The sequence below is a fragment of the Nitrospirota bacterium genome, assembly GCA_020846775.1.
Lineage (GTDB): Bacteria > Nitrospirota > 9FT-COMBO-42-15 > HDB-SIOI813 > HDB-SIOI813 > RBG-16-43-11.
In genome coordinates, this window is the sequence record JADLDG010000078.1 from 1 (window position 1) to 22,122 (window position 22,122).

Sequence of the window (22,122 nt, forward strand, 5' to 3'; positions counted from 1 at the left end):
GTTGTCACAACCGTAACTGTAGCACTGGAACCGCTCGCCAATGTCCCAATTGCGCAGGTGATAGTTGTCGTACCACTGCATGTGCCCTGGCTCGATACAGGCGACCCAAATAATGCCGTACTTGCATCAAGCAGATCTGTCATCGTAACGCCGGTCGCTGAACCCGGACCATTATTGGTTACCACAATTGTATAAGTAACATGACCACCTACTAACGGTACAGGATCAGGGGAGTCAGTGTTGGTGACAGATAAATCAGCACCAATGCCAGGCGCAGAGTTCACAACCGTTGATACCGGCCCCACATTGTTATTACTGCCGTTAGGGTCAGAGGTAGTGCTGCTTACACCGGCGCTATTATTAAGAGTCCCCGCTGCTGTGGGGGTAACCACTATCGTAACAGTTGCAGAGCCGGGGTATGCGATGGTGCCTATAGGGCAGGTTACTGTGCCGGCTGCCTGTGAACAACTTCCCTGACTCGGAGTGGCAGATACATAGGTCACACCAGCAGGGAGGGTGTCGGTAACTGACACTCCTGTGGCCGCATCAGGCCCGTTATTTGTTACCGTAATTAAATATGTCAGATTCTGATTCACTAACACTGGATCAGGGGAATCGGTCTTGGTTATAGATAGATCAGCACTTGTCAGCGGCGGCGAATTAGATGATGTACTTAGTGTCGAACTATTGTTTCCGTTGACAGGATCATTTACAGCCGATGAAACCGTGGCCGTATTGGATATAGGACCAGGAGTAGATGGCGCTGTGGCATTTATCGCAATAGACGGAGCAGCTCCGGGTGCAAGACTGGAGGGCAGCGTACAGCTTACTAAACCGGTATTATGTACGCAGTTCCAACCTGCTGCACTGAAACTTGTGAACGTGACTCCGGCAGGGAGTGTATCCGATACCGATACACTCGTGGCCGTGCTCGGACCGTTGTTGGTTACCGCAAGTGTATATGTCATTGCTCCATTAGTTGTAACCGTGGCCGGGCCTGTTTTTATGATTGACAGGTCTGACGACGATGTCACATTTGTACCCGCCGTTTTACTGTTATTAGAAGCTATTGGATCACCCACACTGGAGGACACTGTCGCCGAACTGCTCATAGTGCCGCCTTCGGATTTGGCCAAAACCGTAATTACTATGATCGGCGCAGTAGTTCCGGATGTCAGGCTTGTTCTTGTGCAAGTTACAACCAGTGAACTCTCGCTGCATGTCCAGCCGGTTCCGACGGCACTTACATATGTAACACCTGGTGGCAAGTAGCCTTTAACATCTAAATTCGTTGCTGTACTCGGACCGTTGTTTATCACTGTGTATGTATACGTCATGCTGGCCCCGGCTACTACCGGATCAGGCGCATCTATATTCGAAACCATTTCAAGATCAGCCGATGCAGCAGCATTAACAGTTGTTGATGCCGTTGCTGTATTGTTTCCGATAGTTGGATCATTGGTGATGGTGGACACTGTCGCGCTGTTAGTGATCGAACCGGATGTCCCTGGCGCAGTCACGGTAATGGTAATCGGCGGCGCTGCTCCCAGTGCAAGGGTGCTGCGGGTACATGTCACTATACCAGCGCTCTGACTGCAAGCCCATCCCGTACCGCTGGCACTTCCATAGGTCACACCTGCAGGCAGTGTGTCTGAAACTGAGACTGTAGATGCCGTGCTTGGACCGTTGTTTGTTACAGCAAGCGTATAGGTCAGCGTCCCGCCTACTGTCACAGGATCAGGTGTGTCTGTCTTTGTAATGGATAAGTCTGCTGTGGCATTAACAGTTGTTGATGCCGTTGCAGTATTGTTCCCGGAAATTAGATCACTGGTGCTGGCAGAAACTGTCGCACTGTTTGTTATGCTGACAGCACTGGCTGTGACAGGGGCTGTAACCGTTATAGTGATCACAGGAGCTGCTCCTTCGGCAAGACTGCTGCGGGTACACGTTACGACACCAGAGAGGTGGCTGCAGCTCCATCCTGAACCTGTGGCGCTTACATATGCAACTGCAGAAGGACCTGAAGGCAGAGTGTCAGAAACCGAGACATTAGAGGCCGTACTTGGACCGTTGTTTGTTACAGCAAGAGTATAGGTCAGTGTCCCACCCGATGCCACAGGGTCAGGTGAATCCGTCTTCGTAATAGATAAGTCTGCAGATGCTGTAACTGTAGTTGTCACAGGCCCGGCATTGTTATTTCCTGAAACAGGATCATTGACATCACTTGTCACAGTGGCTGAGTTGCTGATATTTCCGCCATTAGCAGGCGCTGTTACCTGGATGCTTATGGCCGGGGCGGTGGTAACTCCAAGACTTGCCCTGTTGCAGCTTACTACGCCTGCACTATGGGTGCACGACCAGCCTGTGCCGCTTGCGCCAATGTAGGCCGTGCCAGCCGGCAACGTGTCAGAAACAATAACGTTAGTTGCCGAACTTGGTCCGGCATTCGAAACTGTAATCGTGTATGTAAGAATCCCACCAGCAGTGACCGGGTCAGGAAATGCTGTCTTCGTAATAGATAGGTTTGCTCCTGGAGTAACGGTTGTTGATATCGTCTTTGTGTTATTTGAACTGACAGGATCTGTCTGGTCGGCTGTTACACTTGCGGTATTGTTAAGGCTGCAGCCTGCAGTTGGTGCGGTAACCGTTATGGTAATGACAGGCGCAGTGCCAACAGCCAGGGCTGGCCGTGTACATGTCACCAAATAACCGCTCATTATGCAGGCCCATCCGGAACCGCTTGCATTGATATTGGTTACTCCACCCGGAAGGTTGTCTGTTACTGTAACATTAGTGGCAGTATTCGGTCCTATATTTGTCACAGTTATTGTGTAGGTCAGGATACCTCCAGCAGTAACAGGGTCCGGTGAGTCTGTCTTGTTAATGGATAGGTCCGATACATTGCTCGGTGGTGAATTAACCGTAGTATAAACCCATGGAGTTGTATTGTTGGAACTGTTCGGATCCGTCGTGCTGCTGGTCACACTGGCTTTATTACTGATCGTCCCTGCAGTAGTCGGTATTACCACTATGGTTACTGTGGCACTGGCTCCATTATTTATTGTACCCAGGCTGCAGTTCACAGTACTTGAGCCAGAACAGCTTCCCTGACTCGATGTTGCAGATACAAAGGTTGTGCTGCCAGGTATAGTATCTGTCATAGTGACATTTGACGCCGCGTTCGGTCCGCTGTTAGTCACAGTAATGTTATAGGTCAGGGTGCCGCCAACTGTTACAGGGTCAGGAGAATCAGACTTTGTAATAGAAAGGTTCGCCTGCTGAGAAGAATTTACATTCTTAATTGGGACATCCTGGCTTCCCCCTGCACTCGAATGTGCGTGCAGAGATGAACCGGGCCATCCGCTTGCCCCTGAACTAAGGTGTGCCTTCCAGTAAAGAGCCCACTTCTTGTGTTTTCCTACATCTGAGGATTGAAATAATACTGCCCATGTGTACTGTATACGTCTTACACTTGGCGATGAGCTTGTTGGCAGCGGGTCTTCATCTATTTTACCATCGCCATCATTATCTACTCCATCCGGAGAATCTTCATCTATCCCATTATTCGAATCATCATTCACCCCGCTATATGTTGGTCCGGTAACGATACAGGGATTTGACGGTGTTGGAAGATCTGCAGGGGAAGTAGTTCTGTACGGTTGAAACACGCAGGACTTAGTCAGTTGTCCTTCATCATAATAATTATTGTCATCCGCGGCGCCGACATAGAAACCGCTTGCGCTGTCTACCCCGGTAATTCCGCCGCTAAGATTGTCATGTTCTGTTGTTATATAATAGATCTTGGCATCGCTTGATTTTTTCAGTTGGACTTTAAGACGATATGGCACATTTTCAAGCTCATACCATCCTTTGACATTACCTGATGTCCAGCCGTTCATCGGGTTTACCCCATCTGCCCAGCCGGTTACAGGAGTTACTGAATCTGAACAATCACCATTGTCACGTGAACAACCCTGAAGCCCGAACGACGGATTATCAAGGAAGGTGGTGGTAGCCAGAGTAGCCATGGAAACATAGTCTATGGCATTTACTGTCAGGGTGCCGTAGTATTGGGCGGTTGTACCTCCGGAAAGCCAATACGGATATATAAATGAACCATATGGGTCAGCCGTAATAATATCACTGCCAGGGGTCTCTGTTCCGTTACCTGTTACGATACTGTTATCAACCCTGATTACCTGGACAATAACCAGCGAGTTGGGTGTGAAGCCGCTGCCATATATGTATGCCGTCTCACCCTCCATATATTCAGGCTGGTCCGTTTCAATGGCAGGAGCTGCATTAACAGTCGTTGCAGCAAAAACTGCCATCGCTATAACGCTTGTCAGGCAAAGGGCCAGGATGAAAAGCGGGATGGATGTAATAGTCTTTAATCTGATTAAAGACCGGCCATTCTGAATTATACCTGCTGTATAATATCTCATATCACATCCCCCCATTGAACGGTTAACATATTAATATCGGTAAGGTATATAAAAAAAAGCCGAACCACTGAGTCGCAATATCTTTCCATAACGAAAGTTTATTGCACCTCGGCAGCCCGGCTTGCTTATTTTCAAAGCCCCATTGGCGTTGCGCCCTATCCTCACAGATAGTTTGCCTTGATAGAAGGTGCTGTATAATAAAATAGACTTTAGAACATACTTTTAGTCAATGATATTATATGCAATGTTAATACCTGTTTATTCATTCTAACATCATAAATTTAAATTCCCTTTAATATTAAATAGATATGTTTTAGACCGACAATTAGTGTTAAGCCCATTTTTTAAAATTAAGGTTGCCTCTCTTTAGTGCAAAGGTTATTATAATAGCTAACTCATTCATTTAATCAGGTAAATATTCTTTATAATTCGATAGATACGTCTATTGCATCTTTTTTATACAAATATCAGTATTTTTGTATAATAAGGTATCAATTCAAAATTCCATATTTTATAAGACTACTGTGATACATTGACACTGCTAAGAAATATTATTTAACGCTGATCTGAGGCGTCTTAAAACCTTGTTTTTGCCAAGTATTTCTATAACTTCAAATATACCCGGACTTACTGTCCTGCCTGTAAGGGCAACTCGGACGGGCTGTGCAACCTGTCCCATCTTAATCTCTTTGTTAGACATTATTTCTTTGAAAAGGGCGTCTATGTCTGTTTCAGAAAGAGACGGAATCGTTTCCATGCCGCTTAATACGTCTTCGAGGACTCCCCTGTTTCCAGGTATCAGGAACTTCTTTGCTGCCTCCGGGTCTACCTCCACATCATCGGAGAAGAAGTAGCTGGCGGCGCTCGAGAACTCTACGAGTGTGCGGCATCGCTCTTTCAGTGAGGCAATGACCTTCCCCATCCATACCTCGTCAACGACTGTATCCTCTTTGATCAGACCATCGTTTATGAGATAAGGTCTCAGGCGGCGGATAATTTCCTTATGATCCATGCTCGTTATGTAGTGGCTGTTAAGCCATATCAGTTTCTCAGGATTGAACACAGCGGCTGACCTGCCAACATGTTCCAGTGTGAAATGTTCTACAAGCTCTTCAATGCTGAATACCTCCTGGTCCTTGAATGACCAGCCAAGGCGCGCAAGGTAATTTACAAGGGCCTCCGGAAGATAGCCCATGTCTCTGTATGCTGTCACAGATGTTGCGCCATGCCTTTTTGACAGCCTCGTCTTGTCATGGCCAAGTATCATAGGGAGGTGAGCGAATTCAGGCGTCTTAAATCCAAATGCCTTATATAACTGAATCTGGCGCGGGGTGTTGTTAAGATGATCGTCACCCCTTATCACATGTGTAATATTCATACTTGCATCATCTACTACAACACAGAAGTTGTATGTAGGCCAGCCGTCAGACCTCATAATAATAAGATCGTCAAGCTGTGCATTGTCAAAGACGATCCTGCCCTTAACATGGTCATCAACAACTGTCTCCCCATGCAGAGGCACCTTGAAGCGGATTGCAGATGGTCTTCCGGGGACAGGGTCTTTAATCTCCCTGCACCTGCCGTCATATTTGGGTATGCGCTTTTCAGCAAGCGCCTGCTTTCTCCGTTCCTCAAGCTCTTCAGAGGTGCAATAGCAATGATATGCCTTATCTTCCTTAAGGAGCCTTTCAATATGCTCTTTGTAGATATGCATCCTATCGGTTTGACGGTACGGGCCCTCATCCCAGTCAAGTCCGAGCCACTCCATGCCCTGGATGATTGCCTGTATAGACTCATCAGTCGAACGGGTCTGGTCTGTATCTTCTATTCGCAGGATGAAGACACCTTTGCTGTGACGGGCGAATAGCCAGTTAAATAGCGCTGTCCTGACTCCGCCTATGTGGAGGAAGCCCGTAGGACTCGGTGCAAATCTTACGCGGACGGTATCAGACATAGGTAATTACTATAACACAAGTGACAAAAATGGGACAGATTTATTTACTTGAATTGGGAAATTATCTTCTTTTAAAGCGGCGTGGCGAGGAGTTTATTTATAGCATCGGTAAGCGTATCATTTACGGCATGCTGGAGAATGCCGGGGCTGAAGAATACGACCTGCGGTGCAGACTGGCTTTGTACTGTAAGGGTCCTTATTGTCTTATCATTAACACTGTATATGTTAACTTTAATCTTGACCTTTGTGTTGATGCTGGTGTGAGCAGGTTTAGAGATGGCCTCGGCCCATAGTTCTTCTACCGTACCGGACAGGACCATTTGAATCGAGGTCCCCTCTGTTATTCCGGCATAATCCTTACCCCCTGTGACCACGACAGGGTTGTATCCCTTTATCCTGAGTGCGCTCACAAGTGTATCTGTAATCGCTGCAGCCGCCGGATATGGACGGGCCTCAAACTCATCTATTCGGCCCATTAAGCGGGTCCTGGTTCCTATGCCCCTCTTATTTTCTCTTGAATCTTCAAAGGGTATTACTGCGATCCTTACAGGCTCTGTCTTATCGTGCGACAGGTCTTTAATCTGAGGGGAGTAGGAAACGTCTATGACATAGGTTACGCCTCGTGCACAGCCGATTAATGTTAACATCAGCAGGGCCGGCAGCATCCATAGAAAAACCGATCCCCATACTACCCCTCCCCTTGAAGGGGAGGGGATTTCATATGATTTTATTTGCCTGGCGCTCATTGATTAAGAGCCGTTTTCCTGCAATATGAAGTGGGCACGTCTGTTCTTCTGCCAGCAATCTTCATTCTGTTCAGAACAAAACAGTTTCTCTTCACCAAAACTTATTGTTGAAATATTGGATGGATTTATGCCTAATGCAGTAAGGTAACGTTTGGTTGACTGAGCCCGGCGCTCGCCAAGTGCAAGATTGTATTCATTTGTGCCGCGTTCATCACAATGACCTTCAATAACTACCTTCTTAACCTTCTTGACTTTTAACAGAGAGGCATTATCCTGAAGCTTGGATTTTGATTCATCACGAAGAGTGTACTCGTCGAAGTCGAAAAATATGTCTTTTACATCCTTATTCGATGAATTCGATGATAAAGATTTGTCTCCTGCCATGCTATCCCCGGAAACATCAGCAGCAGGTGTTGAGGGCTCTGTTACCGCTACTAAATCACCCCCATTGAGCAAACCACCAGACTGGCTGACATCAGAAGTCGTTCCTGAAGAATTTGTTCTTGTCTCATCCAACTCAGACGTGGAGACCTTCTTCAGGCAGCCGTTAGTGAATATTAATGCTGTCACTAATATAACCGGAAGGGCTACAGACATTTTTTTTGTAATCATTAATTAATTCCTCCTTTTGGGTTAGATTTACTAATTATATCACATTTTGACACAATTTGAAGTCTTTTGTAAATAACGGGGAACGATGAAGCGAAGATACAGGCTGAGTGAAGGGAATGAACCCCTCACTCAGCTGTTTGGCATTTTATACTTCTACCGGTTTATCTGCCTGTGGAGCTTCTCTCTTCGGCTCCGTCGCATACCTTGCAAGGTATGGATGGAGACGGATGAGACGTGCAGCCTGCTGTTTCTGGTCTATCCAATGCCCTATAAGGCCCATGGTACGGGCAAGGATGAAGAATCCGTTCAGACTTTCAACAGGAAAACCAAGGTCTAACAGTACTACAGCAATAGTCCCGTCTACGTTCAGGATCAGGTTGTCTTTCTTGCCTGTCGTAATTTTCTCGACCTCAAGGGCAAAATCGAGATGAGGGAGTTTCCTCCCAAGACTCTTTGCAAAACTGACAAGCTCTTTCACCCTTTTGTCAGGATTGTTTACGCTTTTAACCCTGTGGCCTATTCCAGGTACTGGTCCCACGTTTGCCTTCATATAAACAAGAAACTCATCAACACTCATATTATTCTCAAGGGCATACTTAAACCAGCGCCCAGCATCGGTTACCGCACCTCCGAAACGCGGGCCTATCATCGTAATACCTGATGCAACCGCCTGTGCCATCGGGATGTCAGCGCATGCAGCAAGGATGGTTGCCAGTGCCCCGCTTACACACGGTCCATGGTCTGCTGAGAGCATAAGGATCCTCCTGATCAGCTCTGCCTCATCAGGGGAGATTAGACGTTTAGTCCAGAGAAGTCCTATAACGTGAGGGATGTCATATCCCTTATTAATCAGATCTGATGCTGGATAACCGTTATACATCGGCTCGTCGCCGCGGTCATCGCAGATGGTTGATTTGAATAATGGCGGTACTGAAACCTCGCCTGTCTTAATTGCCTCTTCAATCGGCTTTGGCCACTTGCGGATCTGATCTGCAGGGGTTTCCTTGACAGGGGTTATCACACCACTGGCAAGTAGATCCTCATATACCTTCTTTATTGCAGGTCCGAGGGCGCCATATGTCTGCGGGACGATTGCACCTGCATTCTTCAGTGCGTCAGACTTGCCTCTGGCGCTTCCCTCTCCCCTGGTTCCCTCTTTTGCGCCGGCATGACCGAACTTCATCCCCTTTGGAAGCACTTCCTGACAGAATCCTGATACGACCGCTAACAGCTTGATCCTGCGCTTCTTTGCGCCATACCACTCTGCTGCACGTTCTTCAAGGTTGCCGCCCATCTCACCTACTATGACTACTGCCTTTGTATCCGGATCATTCTCAAACATCTCAAGATATGAGACATAATCGGTGCCGGGATATGCGTCACCTCCGATTCCAACCGCTGTTGTTATGCCATTTGCAAACTGGCTGCAGATCCATATGATTTCATTTAAAAGACCGCCTGATTTCGTGATTACTCCAATTGAACCGGGCCTGTTGAGCTTTGAAAGGATAAGATTTTCATAGGAGCCTCCTACAACTCCAAGCCGGCATTTGCCTGCTGAAAATATTCCTATAGATGATGGACCGTTAAAAACCTTGCCGAGCTTCTTTGCCTCTCTTGATAGAATCTTGGAGTCTTTCTCCGCAACGCCCTCTGTAATCATGGAGACAACCTTTATCTTTTCATTTCTTAATGCCTCCAGGGTGCTTGCAAGTGCCCTGTTCGGGGCTATGTAAACGAGGCTTGTATTAATTTCAGGAAATTTCTTTACAGCCTCGGCTACAGATGCAAATATAGGTACTGTTACGGTTTCGCTTCCATATGGTATGTCCGCTGTCTTTCCTGCATCAGGGGGAAATACAAATGCCTTTACGCAAACCGGTTGTTTAATCAGATAGGAAAACTCTGCCATACGGCGCGCAGCATTGACTCCGGCAGGCCCGCCCTGTATAACTACCCTTGTATTTTCATCGGCTATGATACTCATGGGTTAATTACCTCCTCCTTATTATTGTTGGGCTGCATCCTGCCTATTTTGCCTTCCCCTGCAAAGCATAATCTACAATGTCTGTTAGCGGCGTGTATCTGTCATAAACGTGAATCTTGAATCCTTCCTGTTCAAGCGCCCTCATGGCTTCAAGACCTTCCTTTTCAAACGGTCCTCCGCGGCGCACCCATATATTGACATCCTTCAGCTTTCCTTTTGCCCTGACATTCCTGAATCCTGCGATTATGCCTGCGAAGGTTTTCTTGACATTCGTGAAATTAGCAATGGCGCCTCCGACGATAATGTGTTCGATGCCCGGCAGTGAAGCAACTCTCTCAGTGAGGGCCTCTACTGCCCAGTCCTGGGGGTCGCCTGAGTACTCTGCATAGTTTGCTATCTTGCCGCCCTGCGCAACTATTGCATCCGCATAATATACACTTGCACCGCCGCCAGCCGGCAGGAGTGCAATATTTCCGCCTGGTATCTCGATAAATTTAACCGAACCTTTTATCCTTGAATCTATTTCCATGATTGCTGTCTCATCCTCTGTATATGGGCGGCCGAATTCTGATGCAAAGTTAAAGTTCCAGTCAGGATGCCTGAAGCGTGAATCTGCATCAAGCATTGTCACCATATCAAGGGCTATAAGCTCTCCGTTTGATGTTACTGAAAGAGGATTAATCTCAAGGTACTGGCCGTCTTCCTGTTCATAGCAGTCAAAAAGTTTATTTGCAAACTGCGCCACTTTACCAACGATGTCTCCTTTGAACCCTGCATCCCTGGCAAGTTTTTCAAGTTGTTCAATCGAAGGCATATCTCCAACCTCTACGCTGGTCCTCTTTATCTCACTCCATCTTGATTCCACTTCTATTCCGCCAAAGCTCGCCATCAGAATATCAGCGCCTTCCCTCGTAGATTTCACTGCAAGGTAATATTCCACATCATGAGGCACCATCTCAGAGATGATCACCTGTGATATTGTCATCGTTCCTACTTTATGACCCAGTATCTCTCTTGTAGCCGCCAGAGCGCCTTTTAAGTCAAGGTCAACCTTGACCAGACCCAATTTCATCCTGCTTCCGATTGCCTCATGGGCCTTTGCCACCAGGCGTCCATCATGCATCCACTTATTTGCGGTTGCCAGATGATCAAGCTGCTCGAGGGACGTAACAACTACATGGTGTGGAACCTTCATCCCCCATTTCTCCAACAGATCCATGCCTGGTCCTTCTAATACCTTTGCCATGTTCTCCTCCCTTAGTCTTTTGCGGGGGATTACCCCACTCTTCATATTGGTGAGCAATATACGGCATCTTACTATTTGCCTGAATTTATACTATTTTTAGGTCAAATTTGTCAAGACCTTTCTCCTCTTAAACCACTTTTCAATCTCAACGGCAACAAATAAAACGGATGACATGGAAAGGGCTAACGATAGCTCACCCATTGACAGCGGTTCGGTATTAAATACAGGATTAAGGACAGGGATGTAAATTGTCGCCATTTGCAGAACAAAAGTCAGGATGACAGCGCCAAGCAACGGAATGTTTGAAAAGATGCCCTGGCTGAAGAGGGATTCTTTTTCTGACCTGATGGCGAGGACATGCCCCATCTGGCTGAGACAGAGGACCGTGAATACCATAGTCTGCCAGTGTGCGTGTCCTGTATGAATAGACCATGCCTGGGTAAAAATGGTTACTCCACCCAACAACAGCCCAACCCATATAATATGTATACCAAGCCCATGGGCAAATATACTCTCCTGCGGGTGCCTTGGATGTCTCTTCATCACATCCTTTTCTGCAGGTTCTGCTGTAAGGGCGATGCCCGGGAGTCCGTCTGTCACAAGATTGATCCAGAGTAAATGTATGGGCAATAGTGGAATCGGCAATCCGAGGAATGGGGCAAGAAAGAGAGTCCACACCTCACCTACATTGCTGGTGAGGATATATTTTATGAACTTCCTTATGTTATCAAATATCTCCCTCCCCTCCTTTATTGCCTTTACTATAGTAGCGAAGTTGTCATCAAGGAGGATCATGTGCGCCGCCTCCTTAGACACATCGGTGCCTGTAATACCCATGGCAATCCCGATATCGGCCCTCTTTAAGGCGGGGGCATCATTTACACCATCTCCTGTCATTGCTACATATTGTCCCCTGTCCTGAAGGGCCTTGACTATCTTCAGCTTCTGCTCAGGGGCAACACGCGCATAAACAGACAAATGTTCTACCTTATCATGAAAATCCTGCATCGGCAGTCTCTCAAGGCGTGCCCCTGTCATTACATCTCCATCGTGATCAACAATACCGATCCTTCGTGCTATCGTCAATGCTGTAAGAGGATGGTCCCCAGTTATCATGACAGATCTTATTCCGGCAGTTTTGCATACAGAAACAGCCTCCTTAGCCTCCTCTCTCGGCGGGTCCATCATACCTGCCAAACCGAGCAGAGTCAGTTTGCTTTCCACAACATCAGGAGTAACAGGGGAAGGAACACCATCCCATAAGCGCATTGCCACACCGATTACTCTAAATCCGCCTGCGGCCATCCTTTCATTTACCCTGTGGATCATCTCAGAATCAATTGGTATAATACCATCTGCTGTCAGCATGTTTTCCGTCTTTTCTATCAGGACATCTACAGCGCCCTTCGTAAAGGAGACGATCCCCCCTTCAGGGTTTACATGGATTGTGGTCATGCACTTTCTATCAGAATCAAATGGTATCTCGTCAATACGCTTGAATTTTTTTTCAATATCATTTTTTTCAAACCCTTTCTCCTTAGCTATGTTATAGAGGGCAATCTCAGTCGGGTCGCCGACTACTTTATCTGCGGCATCAAGATGGGTATCGTTATTTAATGCAAGTGCGGTCATCAGGAAGTCATCTGCCGTCCCCGATATCTGCAGCTCCGAACTTTTCAGTAATTTGCCGTCCACATATATTTCTTCTACTGTCATCTTATTTACAGTAAGCGTACCTGTTTTATCTGAGCATATGTATGTTACAGAACCGAGGGTTTCAACAGCAGGCAGCTTTCTTATCAGTGCATTCTGTATGACAAGTTTTTTTGCGCCTATGGCAAGTGCAATTGTTACTACAGCAGGCAGCGCCTCTGGGATCGCTGCTACTGCAAGACTGACGGCGGTCAGGAACATCAGAACGGGCGGTTCTCCGCGGAGGACACCAACTATGAACATTATGGCGCAGATCGTCATAACAGCTACGGACAGCCGCTGACCAAATGATGAGAGTCTCTTCTGAAGTGGTGTCTTAACCTCTTCCTCTTCCTGAAGCATAACGGCTATCCGCCCCAGTTCAGTTTTCATACCCGTAGCAACTACTACACCTGAACCACGTCCGTAAGTTATCACTGTCCCCTTATATGCCATGTTCCGTCTGTCGCCAAGCGGGATCATCTCGTCATGCAATTGGGCTGTGTTCTTTTCTACAGGCACTGACTCTCCGGTCAATGCTGCCTCCTCTATCCTGATTTGAGCTGACTCCACAAGTCTCATGTCTGCGGGCACAACCTTGCCTGCCTCAAGAAGGACGATATCTCCGGGTACGACCTCAGGCGTTGGCACAGAGTGCTGGACACCACCCCTCATGACAGTTGATAAAGGCGTCGCCATCATTTTCAATGCCTCGATAGCCTTTTCTGCCCTGTATTCCTGTACAAATCCCATAATTGCATTGAGGATTACTATTACAACTATCGCAATAGTATCTGCAATTTCACCGAGTAGACCTGAGATTACAGCTGCAATAACAAGGACAATGATCATGAAATCCCTGAACTGGTCTATTAACATTCCAAGGTGGGTTCTTTTTGCTGACTCCTTAATCTCATTTGGTCCATATTCAAGCAGGCGCTTGCCGGCCTCATCGTTTGAGAGTCCTTTAGAAGAAGTGTTAAGGGCGGATAATACTTCGTCGTTTGCTTGCTGATGATATTTCATGTGAAAATGAATTCTCCCGTAATTTTGCTGTCCTGTCATCCTGAATTGCAATAACAGAGTTAAGAATTAATAGAAGGAATTCTTGACTTGTATATGAAATCCGTGATAGTTTTCGTACCCATGTTGTCTGAAATTCTGTTTAGAGTTAAATGCACTCATCTCAACCCCCATTCTTACCCTGAGAGAGAGGGAAATTTCAGGATTAGAACCAGATTTGCACTCTTTCTGCTATCTGTCGGTTTTCTAGCCATCTCTATCATATCAGGTTGTGCCGGAAAAGTAATCCTCTCTGATGAGACAATCAGGATCAGGAATACCGTTGATCTGATACACAATTTAAAAGATCTTTACGAACAGCACGATGAAAGCATTCAGTCATTGTATTCTTCAGATTTCCTGCTCGAATCCGGGGTGAAAGATGTCATCTTTCAGGATATGAAGCGGTTTAGCACTATATCACTCAACATCTTTATTGACAGGATAGAGATTGACAAGGAACGCGCCAATGTATCTGTCCACTGGAGCGCTTCGAGGGGGGATGGCGAAAAGACTTTTAAGGACGGCGGCAGCTCTGTTATTATAATCCAGTCTGGAGATGGTCTTAAGATAGTGGGTATTAAGGGCGACAGCCCATTCGGCATATCAAACAAATGAAGACTGACTTTCTCATCATTGGCTGCGGAATAGCAGGATTAAGGGCTGCTATAGAGTTGAGCAGCCATGGCAAGGTATTGATTGTCACCAAGGATAAGGCATTTGAAAGCAGTTCAAGCTATGCGCAGGGGGGTATAGCAGTTGTCGTAGCTGACGATGACAGCACTCAGCACCATGTCGAAGACACTCTGAATGCAGGAGCCGGCCTCTGCAAAAAAAAAGCAGTTTCTGTTCTTGTCAGGGATGGTCAATTTCAGGTTCAGAAGCTCATTGACTGGGGGGTACGCTTCGACAAACATGGCAGTGACTACCTGGTAGGGCTTGAAGGCGCCCACAGCAGACGAAGGATACTGCACTTCAAGGATTCTACAGGCAGTGAGATCGTTCGGATACTTCGCAAGAAGGCCCTTGAAGACCGCAACATAAAAAAACTCCACAAACAGTTTGCTGTTGACCTAATCATCCAGGGGGGAGTGTGTACCGGGGCAACAATGCTGGACGAAGACAGCGGCAGGGTTTACCGTATTTCAGCCAGGGCAACTATCATCACAACAGGCGGGGCAGGTCAGTTATATTTAAGGACCACCAACCCGTCCGGTGCAACAGGTGACGGAATAGCTCTTGCCAACAGGGCCGGGGCTGTGTTGTCAGATATGGAATTTGTTCAGTTCCATCCCACTACATTTGCACTCCCGGGGGCGCCGTCATTTCTTATAACTGAGGCATTACGGGGGGAAGGGGCGGTACTGAGAGACCTGAATAAAAAAAGGTTCATGCATAAATATCATCCTCTTGCAGAACTTGCTCCGCGCGATGAGCTCTCGAGGGCTATTATACGGGAGACAAGTAAAAAGAAGGAGGATTATGTTTTTCTTGACGCAACGCACATGAACCCTCTGCTTCTCAGGGAAAGATTCCCGGCAACTTATAATTCATGTATTCAATATAATATTGACTTAACCAGAGACATGATCCCGGTAAGCCCTGCCGCACATTTCATGATAGGAGGGATTGAGACTGATACAAGCGGACGTACCTCCATTGACGGGCTTTTTTCAGCTGGTGAAGTAGCTTGTACCGGAGTTCATGGTGCAAACAGGCTTGCCTCTAACTCTCTGTTAGAGGGACTTGTTTTTGGAGCGCGAACTGGAATTGCCGCAGCTGAATATGCAGGGTCAACAGACGTTTCATACATCAATTCTCATAAATCAGGCATTAATAATATTGCTGTCAGCAGAAAGAATAATCATTCGCATCCTGGTCCCGCAGCAGTAAATCAGATACGTGAAAGGCTTCAGATGGTCATGTGGAAGGACGCCGGTATTATCCGGACCGGGTCATCTCTCGAGGATGCAAGAATAAACCTGGAAGGGTTTTCAGGAGAACTGAGTAATCACGGAATAACAAGAAGAGAACTTGAACTTGTCAATATGATGTATACCAGCAGTCTCATCGTTTCTTCAGCCATTAAACGACGGGAAAGTGTAGGCGCTCATTACCGGGAAGACTACCCGGAGTGGAGCGGGAAGAAAAGGCATATCAGGATCAGGTAACCGTCCCCTTTTTACGCTTTAATTAAGGATATATCTGCTGTATGTACTTTTTACTTTTTTAACGTAGGCATGCGTGGCTGGTATAGGCGGTATTCCGAAATGCCTTTCTACCCTTGATTTTCCTGCATGATACGCTGCAAGTGCAAGCTCTATATCCCAGTTGAAATAATCCAGAAGGTATCTGAGATACCGTGTCCCTCCATCAACATTAGCCGCAGGGTCAAAGGTGTTAGACACGCCGAGGTCTTTTGCCGTAAGAGGCATAAGCTGCATCAGACCCATTGCCCCTTTTTCTGATATTGCACGGGGATTAAAGTCTGATTCCACGGCTATCACCGCCTTTACGAGGGCCGGGTCAAGCCCATACTGATAAGACTTATCTGCTATCAGTTTATTGAATTCACCCTGGCGGCTGCTCTGATAACCTTCCCTGCCGGTCTGTCTTGACTCTTCCTTAGGTGGAATAATCATTGTGTATTGAGGGTCTGTAGGGACATTAGTGAAGTGAACTGTCCCATTGTCATCTTCATAAGTGTAGACTTCTGCATTAACTCTGTCCGCGGCATAAAAACTTAACAGAAAAAGTAAAAGACAACAAACAAACTCTTTATATGCTATAATAGAAACTTCGGTGTGTGTTGGTGTAAAAGCCGGTCTTATTATCTTATGGAACAATTTGGAGGTTATAAACCTTGTCACTTCTGTTGTTTTGATCTTCTGTATCGCCACCGGCACCTCCGGTTAAGTAAATATTTATTGAACTGGTTAAGTTATTTATATCGGCAACTGCTGCATGATGGAAAAGTGGAACAGGTAAATCAGCCAATCTCTGCATTTGCTGTAGTTCGCCGCTATCATTTATATAAAAGTAGATAACTTTATTAAGAATATGGTATTTAGTCTCTTCCTTATAAACTCCATTTTTATCCTTATAGGCGCCGCCGTCTCCATCACGGCCGCCCAGGACGAATATATGCCTTCCCTGTGAGGCAACGGCATGATCTATTACCCTGTCAGGAAGAACAGTTGATGAATAATTCCAATTGGATAGTATACCATTATTCTCAATTTTTGCATATATTATCTCATTATGAAAGATCTGGGAACCTAAATCACCACTGTTTCCTCCCATAATATAGAGGTAATTGTCACCATTGACAGTTGCTGCAATAGAAGTATGTTTACTCAGATTATAAGGAAGATCTGACTGTGCATCATGCAGCCACGCTGAAATAGCCCCATCTGACTTATTTATTACACCGACAAGTACAGTATCCAGATTAGATTTCAATTTATTGCTCCAACCGCCTGTTACATATATATATCCGTTGCCTGACATGGTATTTACCGCTGCAGACATTCCAAAGAGACCGCTGATATCAGGATCTGAAGTCAATTGTCCCGGCGGTATTTTATCTGAAGGCGGAAGAGGCGCTGTCTCCATCCAGTTTCCGAGCCTGCCATCGGAACCAATTTTGGAATAAAAGACCCTTCCATTAAGAACGGTCTCATAATTATCATAGTTAAAATCAGGATTCGGATATGGTGGATCTGGAGAAGGAATGGGTGCCAGAGGATAAACAGTCTGAACAATACCTCCAAGGACATACATATAACCATTATGTACAAGAAGGGCGTGCCCTTTTAAATATCTTGGTAATGGAGTCGTCAGGTTGAAATTGCTGATGGTCCCATCCTGATTTATTCGGGCATAATATACTTGATCAGTGAATCCACATTTATCGAAGGAGGCTGTACAATCCGAGTTACCACCCGCCACATATACATAACCATTCCATATTGCCGAGGCATGATCCCAAACAGGCTGGGGAAGGGTAACGGACAATTCCGTCCATGGTTTCATTAATACAGGTGGCGGTGATACAGTTATAACAATAACATCTGTTATCTTTTCTCCGGTCCCGGAATTTGAAACCTCAACTGTGATCTCTGCCTTTCCGGAAGATATAGCGGTAATCTTTCCTGTACTGTCTACATCCGCTATTTTAGGATCACTGGTTGTCCATGTTGTACTAAGATTCCCGGAACTAGTACCCCCTGCATCATAACCGACAACACCTACCTGCAACGTTGATCCTGAATCTACAGTAGCGGTCTTTTCCCAGTCTGACTCACCCGGCACGCCTGTATTATTAATATCGCCAGTTATCTCTACTCGTACAATATCTCCCTGATCAGTTCCATAGTCAGAGAAGAAATTACTCTCAACCCCGCTGCTGCATCCTGATGAGCAGATTGCTGCAATGATGATAAGGAAACGGGCAAGTAGCTTCATTTTATCCTATATTGCCTCCTGCAGACGGATTAAGCCTCAGGTCAGCAGAGATCCCCTTCTTGAAATATCTATATCCGACCCAGGCAATCATAGCTGCATTGTCAGTGCAATATTGCGGGGACGGGATATATACAGTTATTCCATTCGCTGCAGCATCGCTCTTCATTCTGCTCCTGAGTAATTTGTTACAGGCCACTCCTCCTGATATCACTATTCTTCTAATCCCTGCTTTTCTTGCGGAGCCAATAGTCCTTGTCACGAGGACATCAACAACGGCCTGCTGAAAGCTGGCTGCAATGTCTGCCTTAAACTGGTCATTTTCTGCTATTGCCCCGGGTATGTCGTCAATATGAGCCACCTTATAGATACCCCGAACATAACTAACAACTGCAGTTTTTATGCCACTGAAGCTGAAATCAAACCCTTCTCTATTTAAGAGCGCCCTTGGGAAGGCTACTGCATCTGGATTGCCATTCATGCCATATAATTCTATTGCAGGGCCTCCAGGAAACCCGAGTCCAAGAATCCTGGCGACCTTATCAAATGCCTCACCGGCTGCATCATCGAGGGTTGACCCAAGCAGCGTGTATTTTCCAACATCCTCAACAATATAAAGGTTTGTGTGTCCACCAGAGACTACTAAAGCAATAAATGGCCGCGGGACCCTTCTTTCCAGAGAAATCGCCCATAGGTGACCCTCCAGATGGTTTACCGGAATGAGCGGTATTTTCAGAGAATAGGAAAGCGCCTTCGCAAAAGAGACTCCTACGAGTAGCGACCCTATAAGGCCGGGACATGATGTAACTGCAATTGCATCCAGATCCTTAAGGTCAATACCCCCCTTTTTCAGCGCTTCTTCGGTAAGCGGTTGTATAATCTCTATATGACGTCTGCACGCAAGTTCAGGGACTACCCCCCCGTATTTGCGATGGATATCCCACTGGAAACCAACAATGCTTGAGAGTACCTTTCTCCCATCTTTCAGAACAGCTGCCGCAGTTTCATCACACGATGTTTCAATGGCAAGGATGTGACTCAATCCAGTACCCTCGATATGGTTACCAATTCAATCCTCTCTTTTTCAAAATCAGGCAGTTTTTCCAATATAGCCTCAGCAGTCAGAAGTTTTGCATGACCAATAACAGTGGCCTCACCCCTCTTTTTTGCAATTCTGATAGCCGTGTCAATCTGCCCCTTGATATATTCTATATCAGGCTTGTTATCAAGAAATACGTCACGGTCCCCACTCTTGACCCCTATGCTTTTTGCAACATTGTATGCCACAGTTTGAGATGATGTCCTGCTGTCAATAAAGAAGAGTCCCCTTTTGTAAATCTCTTCAAGAATAACACGCATTGCAGAATCGTTTTCTGTAAGAAGGGAGCCCATATGATTGTTCACTCCTGCTGCATGCGGCACTGCATCCAGGTCTTCTGACAACTGCCTTAACATCTGATCATCTGACATCGCTGCAAGAATAGCATGACTGCCCGGGTTGCTCCATGAGCCATGCGGTTCCATTGGAAGGTGGAGCATCACTTCGTATTTCAACTGCCACGCCTCATTTGCAATGTATTTTGAGTATCTCTCTCCGGGCAGGATAGAGAATGTAACAGGTATACCAAGTTCTGTGAATTTCCTGAAAATCTTCTTATCATTCCCTACATCATCAATTACAATTGCTACACGGCCCCGGTATTTTTTATCAACTTTCTTTGGCTCAACATGAGGGACAGGAATCTCTGGTTGAGTTGGCTCATATTTCTCAGGCGTTAAAGCAGGGGGGGGTTTGGGGGGAGACTTTGGCAATGTACTGAATATAACAATAATAACTGCTATAGAGACTGATACGATTATCAATATGCGTCTGTTTTTTTTCATTGGAAAATAAAAAAGGCCATCAACAACTTATCAGATTTAACGTGCACTGACAAGCTATTGATAGCCTTTCATGATGGTATACGCTGCCTGCTATCTAATCTACACTCCGGCCATTATCTCATCTTCAATAAACGTCGGTATATTATCCCTTAAAACTACCCTGATCTTTTTCGTCTCTTTGAATCGCCCCCTTATAATCTCTTCAGACAGGGGATCTTCAATATGTCTCTGTATCACCCGTCTCATTGGGCGGGCCCCGTAGTGAGGCTCAAAACCCTCATTGATGAGCCACTCCTTTACATCATCTGCAATCTCCATGCGCATACCGGATATCATCAGGCGCTCATTCACCTCTTCTATCAACATATCTACTATCTTCATAAGGTGCTCCCTCGTCAGTGAATGGAAGATTACGACCTCATCTATACGGTTAAGGAACTCAGGATTAAAGGTATTTTTCAGCTCTGTGGATATTGACTCTTTCATCCTCTTATGTTGTCCCTCTTCACCGGCCTTCTGGAATCCCAATGTTGCGCCCTTGTCTATTGCCCTCGCCCCGATATTGGATGTCATAATGATAATAGTATTCCTGAAATCTACCCTTCGGCCAAAACTGTCAGTAAGGCACCCATCTTCAAATATCTGCAGGAGAACATTAAACATGTCATGATGGGCCTTCTCGATCTCATCAAAAAGTATTACGGAGTAAGGCTTTCTCCTTACCTTTTCAGTAAGCTGCCCGCCCTCTTCATAACCAACATATCCAGGAGGCGCCCCCATCAACCTTGAGGAGCTGAATTTTTCCATATATTCTGACATATCAATCTTGATAAGTGCATCCTCATTATCGAACAGGTATTCTGCCAGTGTCTTTGCAAGCTCTGTCTTTCCAACACCTGTTGGACCCAGGAAGATGAAAGAACCGATCGGCCGTTTTGCACCTTTAAGCCCTGCCCTCGAACGCCGGATCGCCTTTGCAATAACAGAAATAGCCTCATCCTGGCCAATAACACGCTTATGTAATTCCTCCTCAATATTGAGCAACTTATTGGTCTCCCCTTCTTCAAGTCTGGTCAGTGGTATCCCCGTCATACGGGCAACAATGTACGCTATATCTTCTTTCCCAACTACAGGTTTTGTTTTATCCACCTGACTCTTCCAATCCCGTTTCGCGTCATCTATTGCATCCCTGAGTCTTTCTTCCTCTTCCCTGAATCTGGCAACTGCATCAAAGTTCTGAAGCTTGCTGACGATATCCTTTTCCCTTATTACATTCTTCAGCTCCTGTTCTACCGCACGTATCTTATCAGGAACAAAATGAGATAACAGCTTGGCACGTGCCCCTGCCTCATCAACAATATCAATAGCCTTGTCAGGATGATACCGGTCCGTTATATATCTGTCAGACAGACGTACAGCCTCATCTATAGCTTCATCGGAAATGTACACATTGTGATGTTCTTCATACTTGCCCCGAAGTCCCTTTATTATTTCAACCGTCTGTTCCATAGTCGGAGGATTAACAAATACAGGCTGGAATCTCCTCTTTAATGCCCCGTCTTTTTCTATATACTTCCTGTATTCGTCAAGGGTTGTTGCTCCGATACAGCGAATTTCTCCCCTTGCGAAGGCAGGTTTGAGCATATTTGATGCGTCTATTGAACCTTCAGCTGCCCCGGCTCCAACTAATGTATGAAGCTCATCAATAAATATTATGATATTGCCGACGGTTGTAATCTCCTTCATGATTACCTTGAGCCTCTCCTCAAACTGCCCCCTGTATTTTGTCCCTGCTACAAGGGCACCAAGGTCAAGACCGATAACCCGCTTATTAAGCAGGTTATCCGGTACATCCAGGTTCACAATATTCTGAGCAAGACCCTCTACAATAGCTGTCTTGCCGACCCCTGCCTCTCCAATCAGGACAGGATTATTCTTCGTTCTCCTGCTAAGGATCTGGAGTACGCGCTCAATCTCCTGATCACGTCCAATTACGGGGTCAAGCTGACCTTCCGCAGCCAGGGCAGTCA

The 22,122-nt window shown here is 46.1% G+C and carries 13 protein-coding genes, 1 pseudogene and 1 riboswitch; of the genes and pseudogenes, 2 read left to right on the plus strand and 12 right to left on the minus strand.

The genetic code is table 11. From position 1 onward, the window contains the following. The 7 genes from IT392_09775 to IT392_09805 form a co-directional block, all read right to left on the minus strand. Positions 1 to 4,445: DUF11 domain-containing protein (locus tag IT392_09775; GenBank protein MCC6544773.1), on the minus strand; the 4,445-nt coding region annotated here is incomplete at its 3' end. 107 nt (positions 4,446 to 4,552) lie between these two features. After that, a riboswitch (cyclic di-GMP riboswitch) is annotated at positions 4,553 to 4,632 on the minus strand. A gap of 354 nt (positions 4,633 to 4,986) precedes the next feature. Beyond that, on the minus strand, positions 4,987 to 6,399 hold the full coding sequence (gene gltX / locus IT392_09780) for a glutamate--tRNA ligase (protein MCC6544774.1): 1,413 nt from the start codon (positions 6,397 to 6,399) through the stop codon (positions 4,987 to 4,989). Positions 6,400 to 6,470: 71 nt separating this feature from the next. Next, positions 6,471 to 7,145 (minus strand): hypothetical protein, encoded by a 675-nt coding sequence (locus tag IT392_09785; GenBank protein ID MCC6544775.1) that lies wholly within the window; start codon positions 7,143 to 7,145, stop codon positions 6,471 to 6,473. Between the two features lie 3 nt (positions 7,146 to 7,148). After that, on the minus strand, positions 7,149 to 7,757 hold the full coding sequence (pal, locus tag IT392_09790; protein MCC6544776.1) for a peptidoglycan-associated lipoprotein Pal: 609 nt from the start codon (positions 7,755 to 7,757) through the stop codon (positions 7,149 to 7,151). 145 nt (positions 7,758 to 7,902) lie between these two features. Beyond that, positions 7,903 to 9,744, minus strand: a complete 1,842-nt coding sequence (locus IT392_09795; protein MCC6544777.1) for an ATP citrate lyase — start codon at positions 9,742 to 9,744, stop codon at positions 7,903 to 7,905. 43 nt (positions 9,745 to 9,787) lie between these two features. After that, positions 9,788 to 10,990 (minus strand): ATP citrate lyase, encoded by a 1,203-nt coding sequence (locus tag IT392_09800; protein MCC6544778.1) that lies wholly within the window; start codon positions 10,988 to 10,990, stop codon positions 9,788 to 9,790. Positions 10,991 to 11,086: 96 nt separating this feature from the next. Beyond that, positions 11,087 to 13,708 (minus strand): cation-translocating P-type ATPase, encoded by a 2,622-nt coding sequence (locus tag IT392_09805; GenBank protein ID MCC6544779.1) that lies wholly within the window; start codon positions 13,706 to 13,708, stop codon positions 11,087 to 11,089. Between the two features lie 93 nt (positions 13,709 to 13,801). Between IT392_09805 and IT392_09810 the strand changes: the two genes are divergently transcribed. Continuing rightward, on the plus strand, positions 13,802 to 14,362 hold the full coding sequence (locus IT392_09810) for a hypothetical protein (protein ID MCC6544780.1): 561 nt from the start codon (positions 13,802 to 13,804) through the stop codon (positions 14,360 to 14,362). Next, a complete protein-coding gene (gene nadB / locus IT392_09815) occupies positions 14,359 to 15,915 on the plus strand; it encodes an L-aspartate oxidase (protein MCC6544781.1) in 1,557 nt (518 codons plus the stop codon). The genes IT392_09810 and nadB overlap by 4 nt, the downstream gene beginning before the upstream one ends. A gap of 18 nt (positions 15,916 to 15,933) precedes the next feature. Here the strand turns inward: nadB and IT392_09820 are convergent. The 5 genes and pseudogenes from IT392_09820 to IT392_09840 all read right to left on the minus strand — a co-directional run. Beyond that, positions 15,934 to 16,467, minus strand: a pseudogene (locus tag IT392_09820) (lytic transglycosylase domain-containing protein). Between the two features lie 112 nt (positions 16,468 to 16,579). Beyond that, positions 16,580 to 18,211, minus strand: coding sequence for an Ig-like domain-containing protein (locus IT392_09825; GenBank protein MCC6544782.1), 1,632 nt, complete (start codon positions 18,209 to 18,211; stop codon positions 16,580 to 16,582). Between the two features lies 1 nt (position 18,212). Next, entirely contained in the window at positions 18,213 to 19,265 is a 1,053-nt protein-coding gene (gene tsaD, locus IT392_09830; protein ID MCC6544783.1) for a tRNA (adenosine(37)-N6)-threonylcarbamoyltransferase complex transferase subunit TsaD, read from the minus strand. After that, entirely contained in the window at positions 19,247 to 20,092 is an 846-nt protein-coding gene (locus IT392_09835; GenBank protein ID MCC6544784.1) for a divergent polysaccharide deacetylase family protein, read from the minus strand. Before IT392_09835 ends, tsaD begins: the two co-directional genes overlap by 19 nt. 99 nt (positions 20,093 to 20,191) lie before the next feature. Then, on the minus strand, positions 20,192 to 22,122 hold a 1,931-nt coding region (locus IT392_09840), incomplete at its 5' end, for an ATP-dependent Clp protease ATP-binding subunit (GenBank protein ID MCC6544785.1).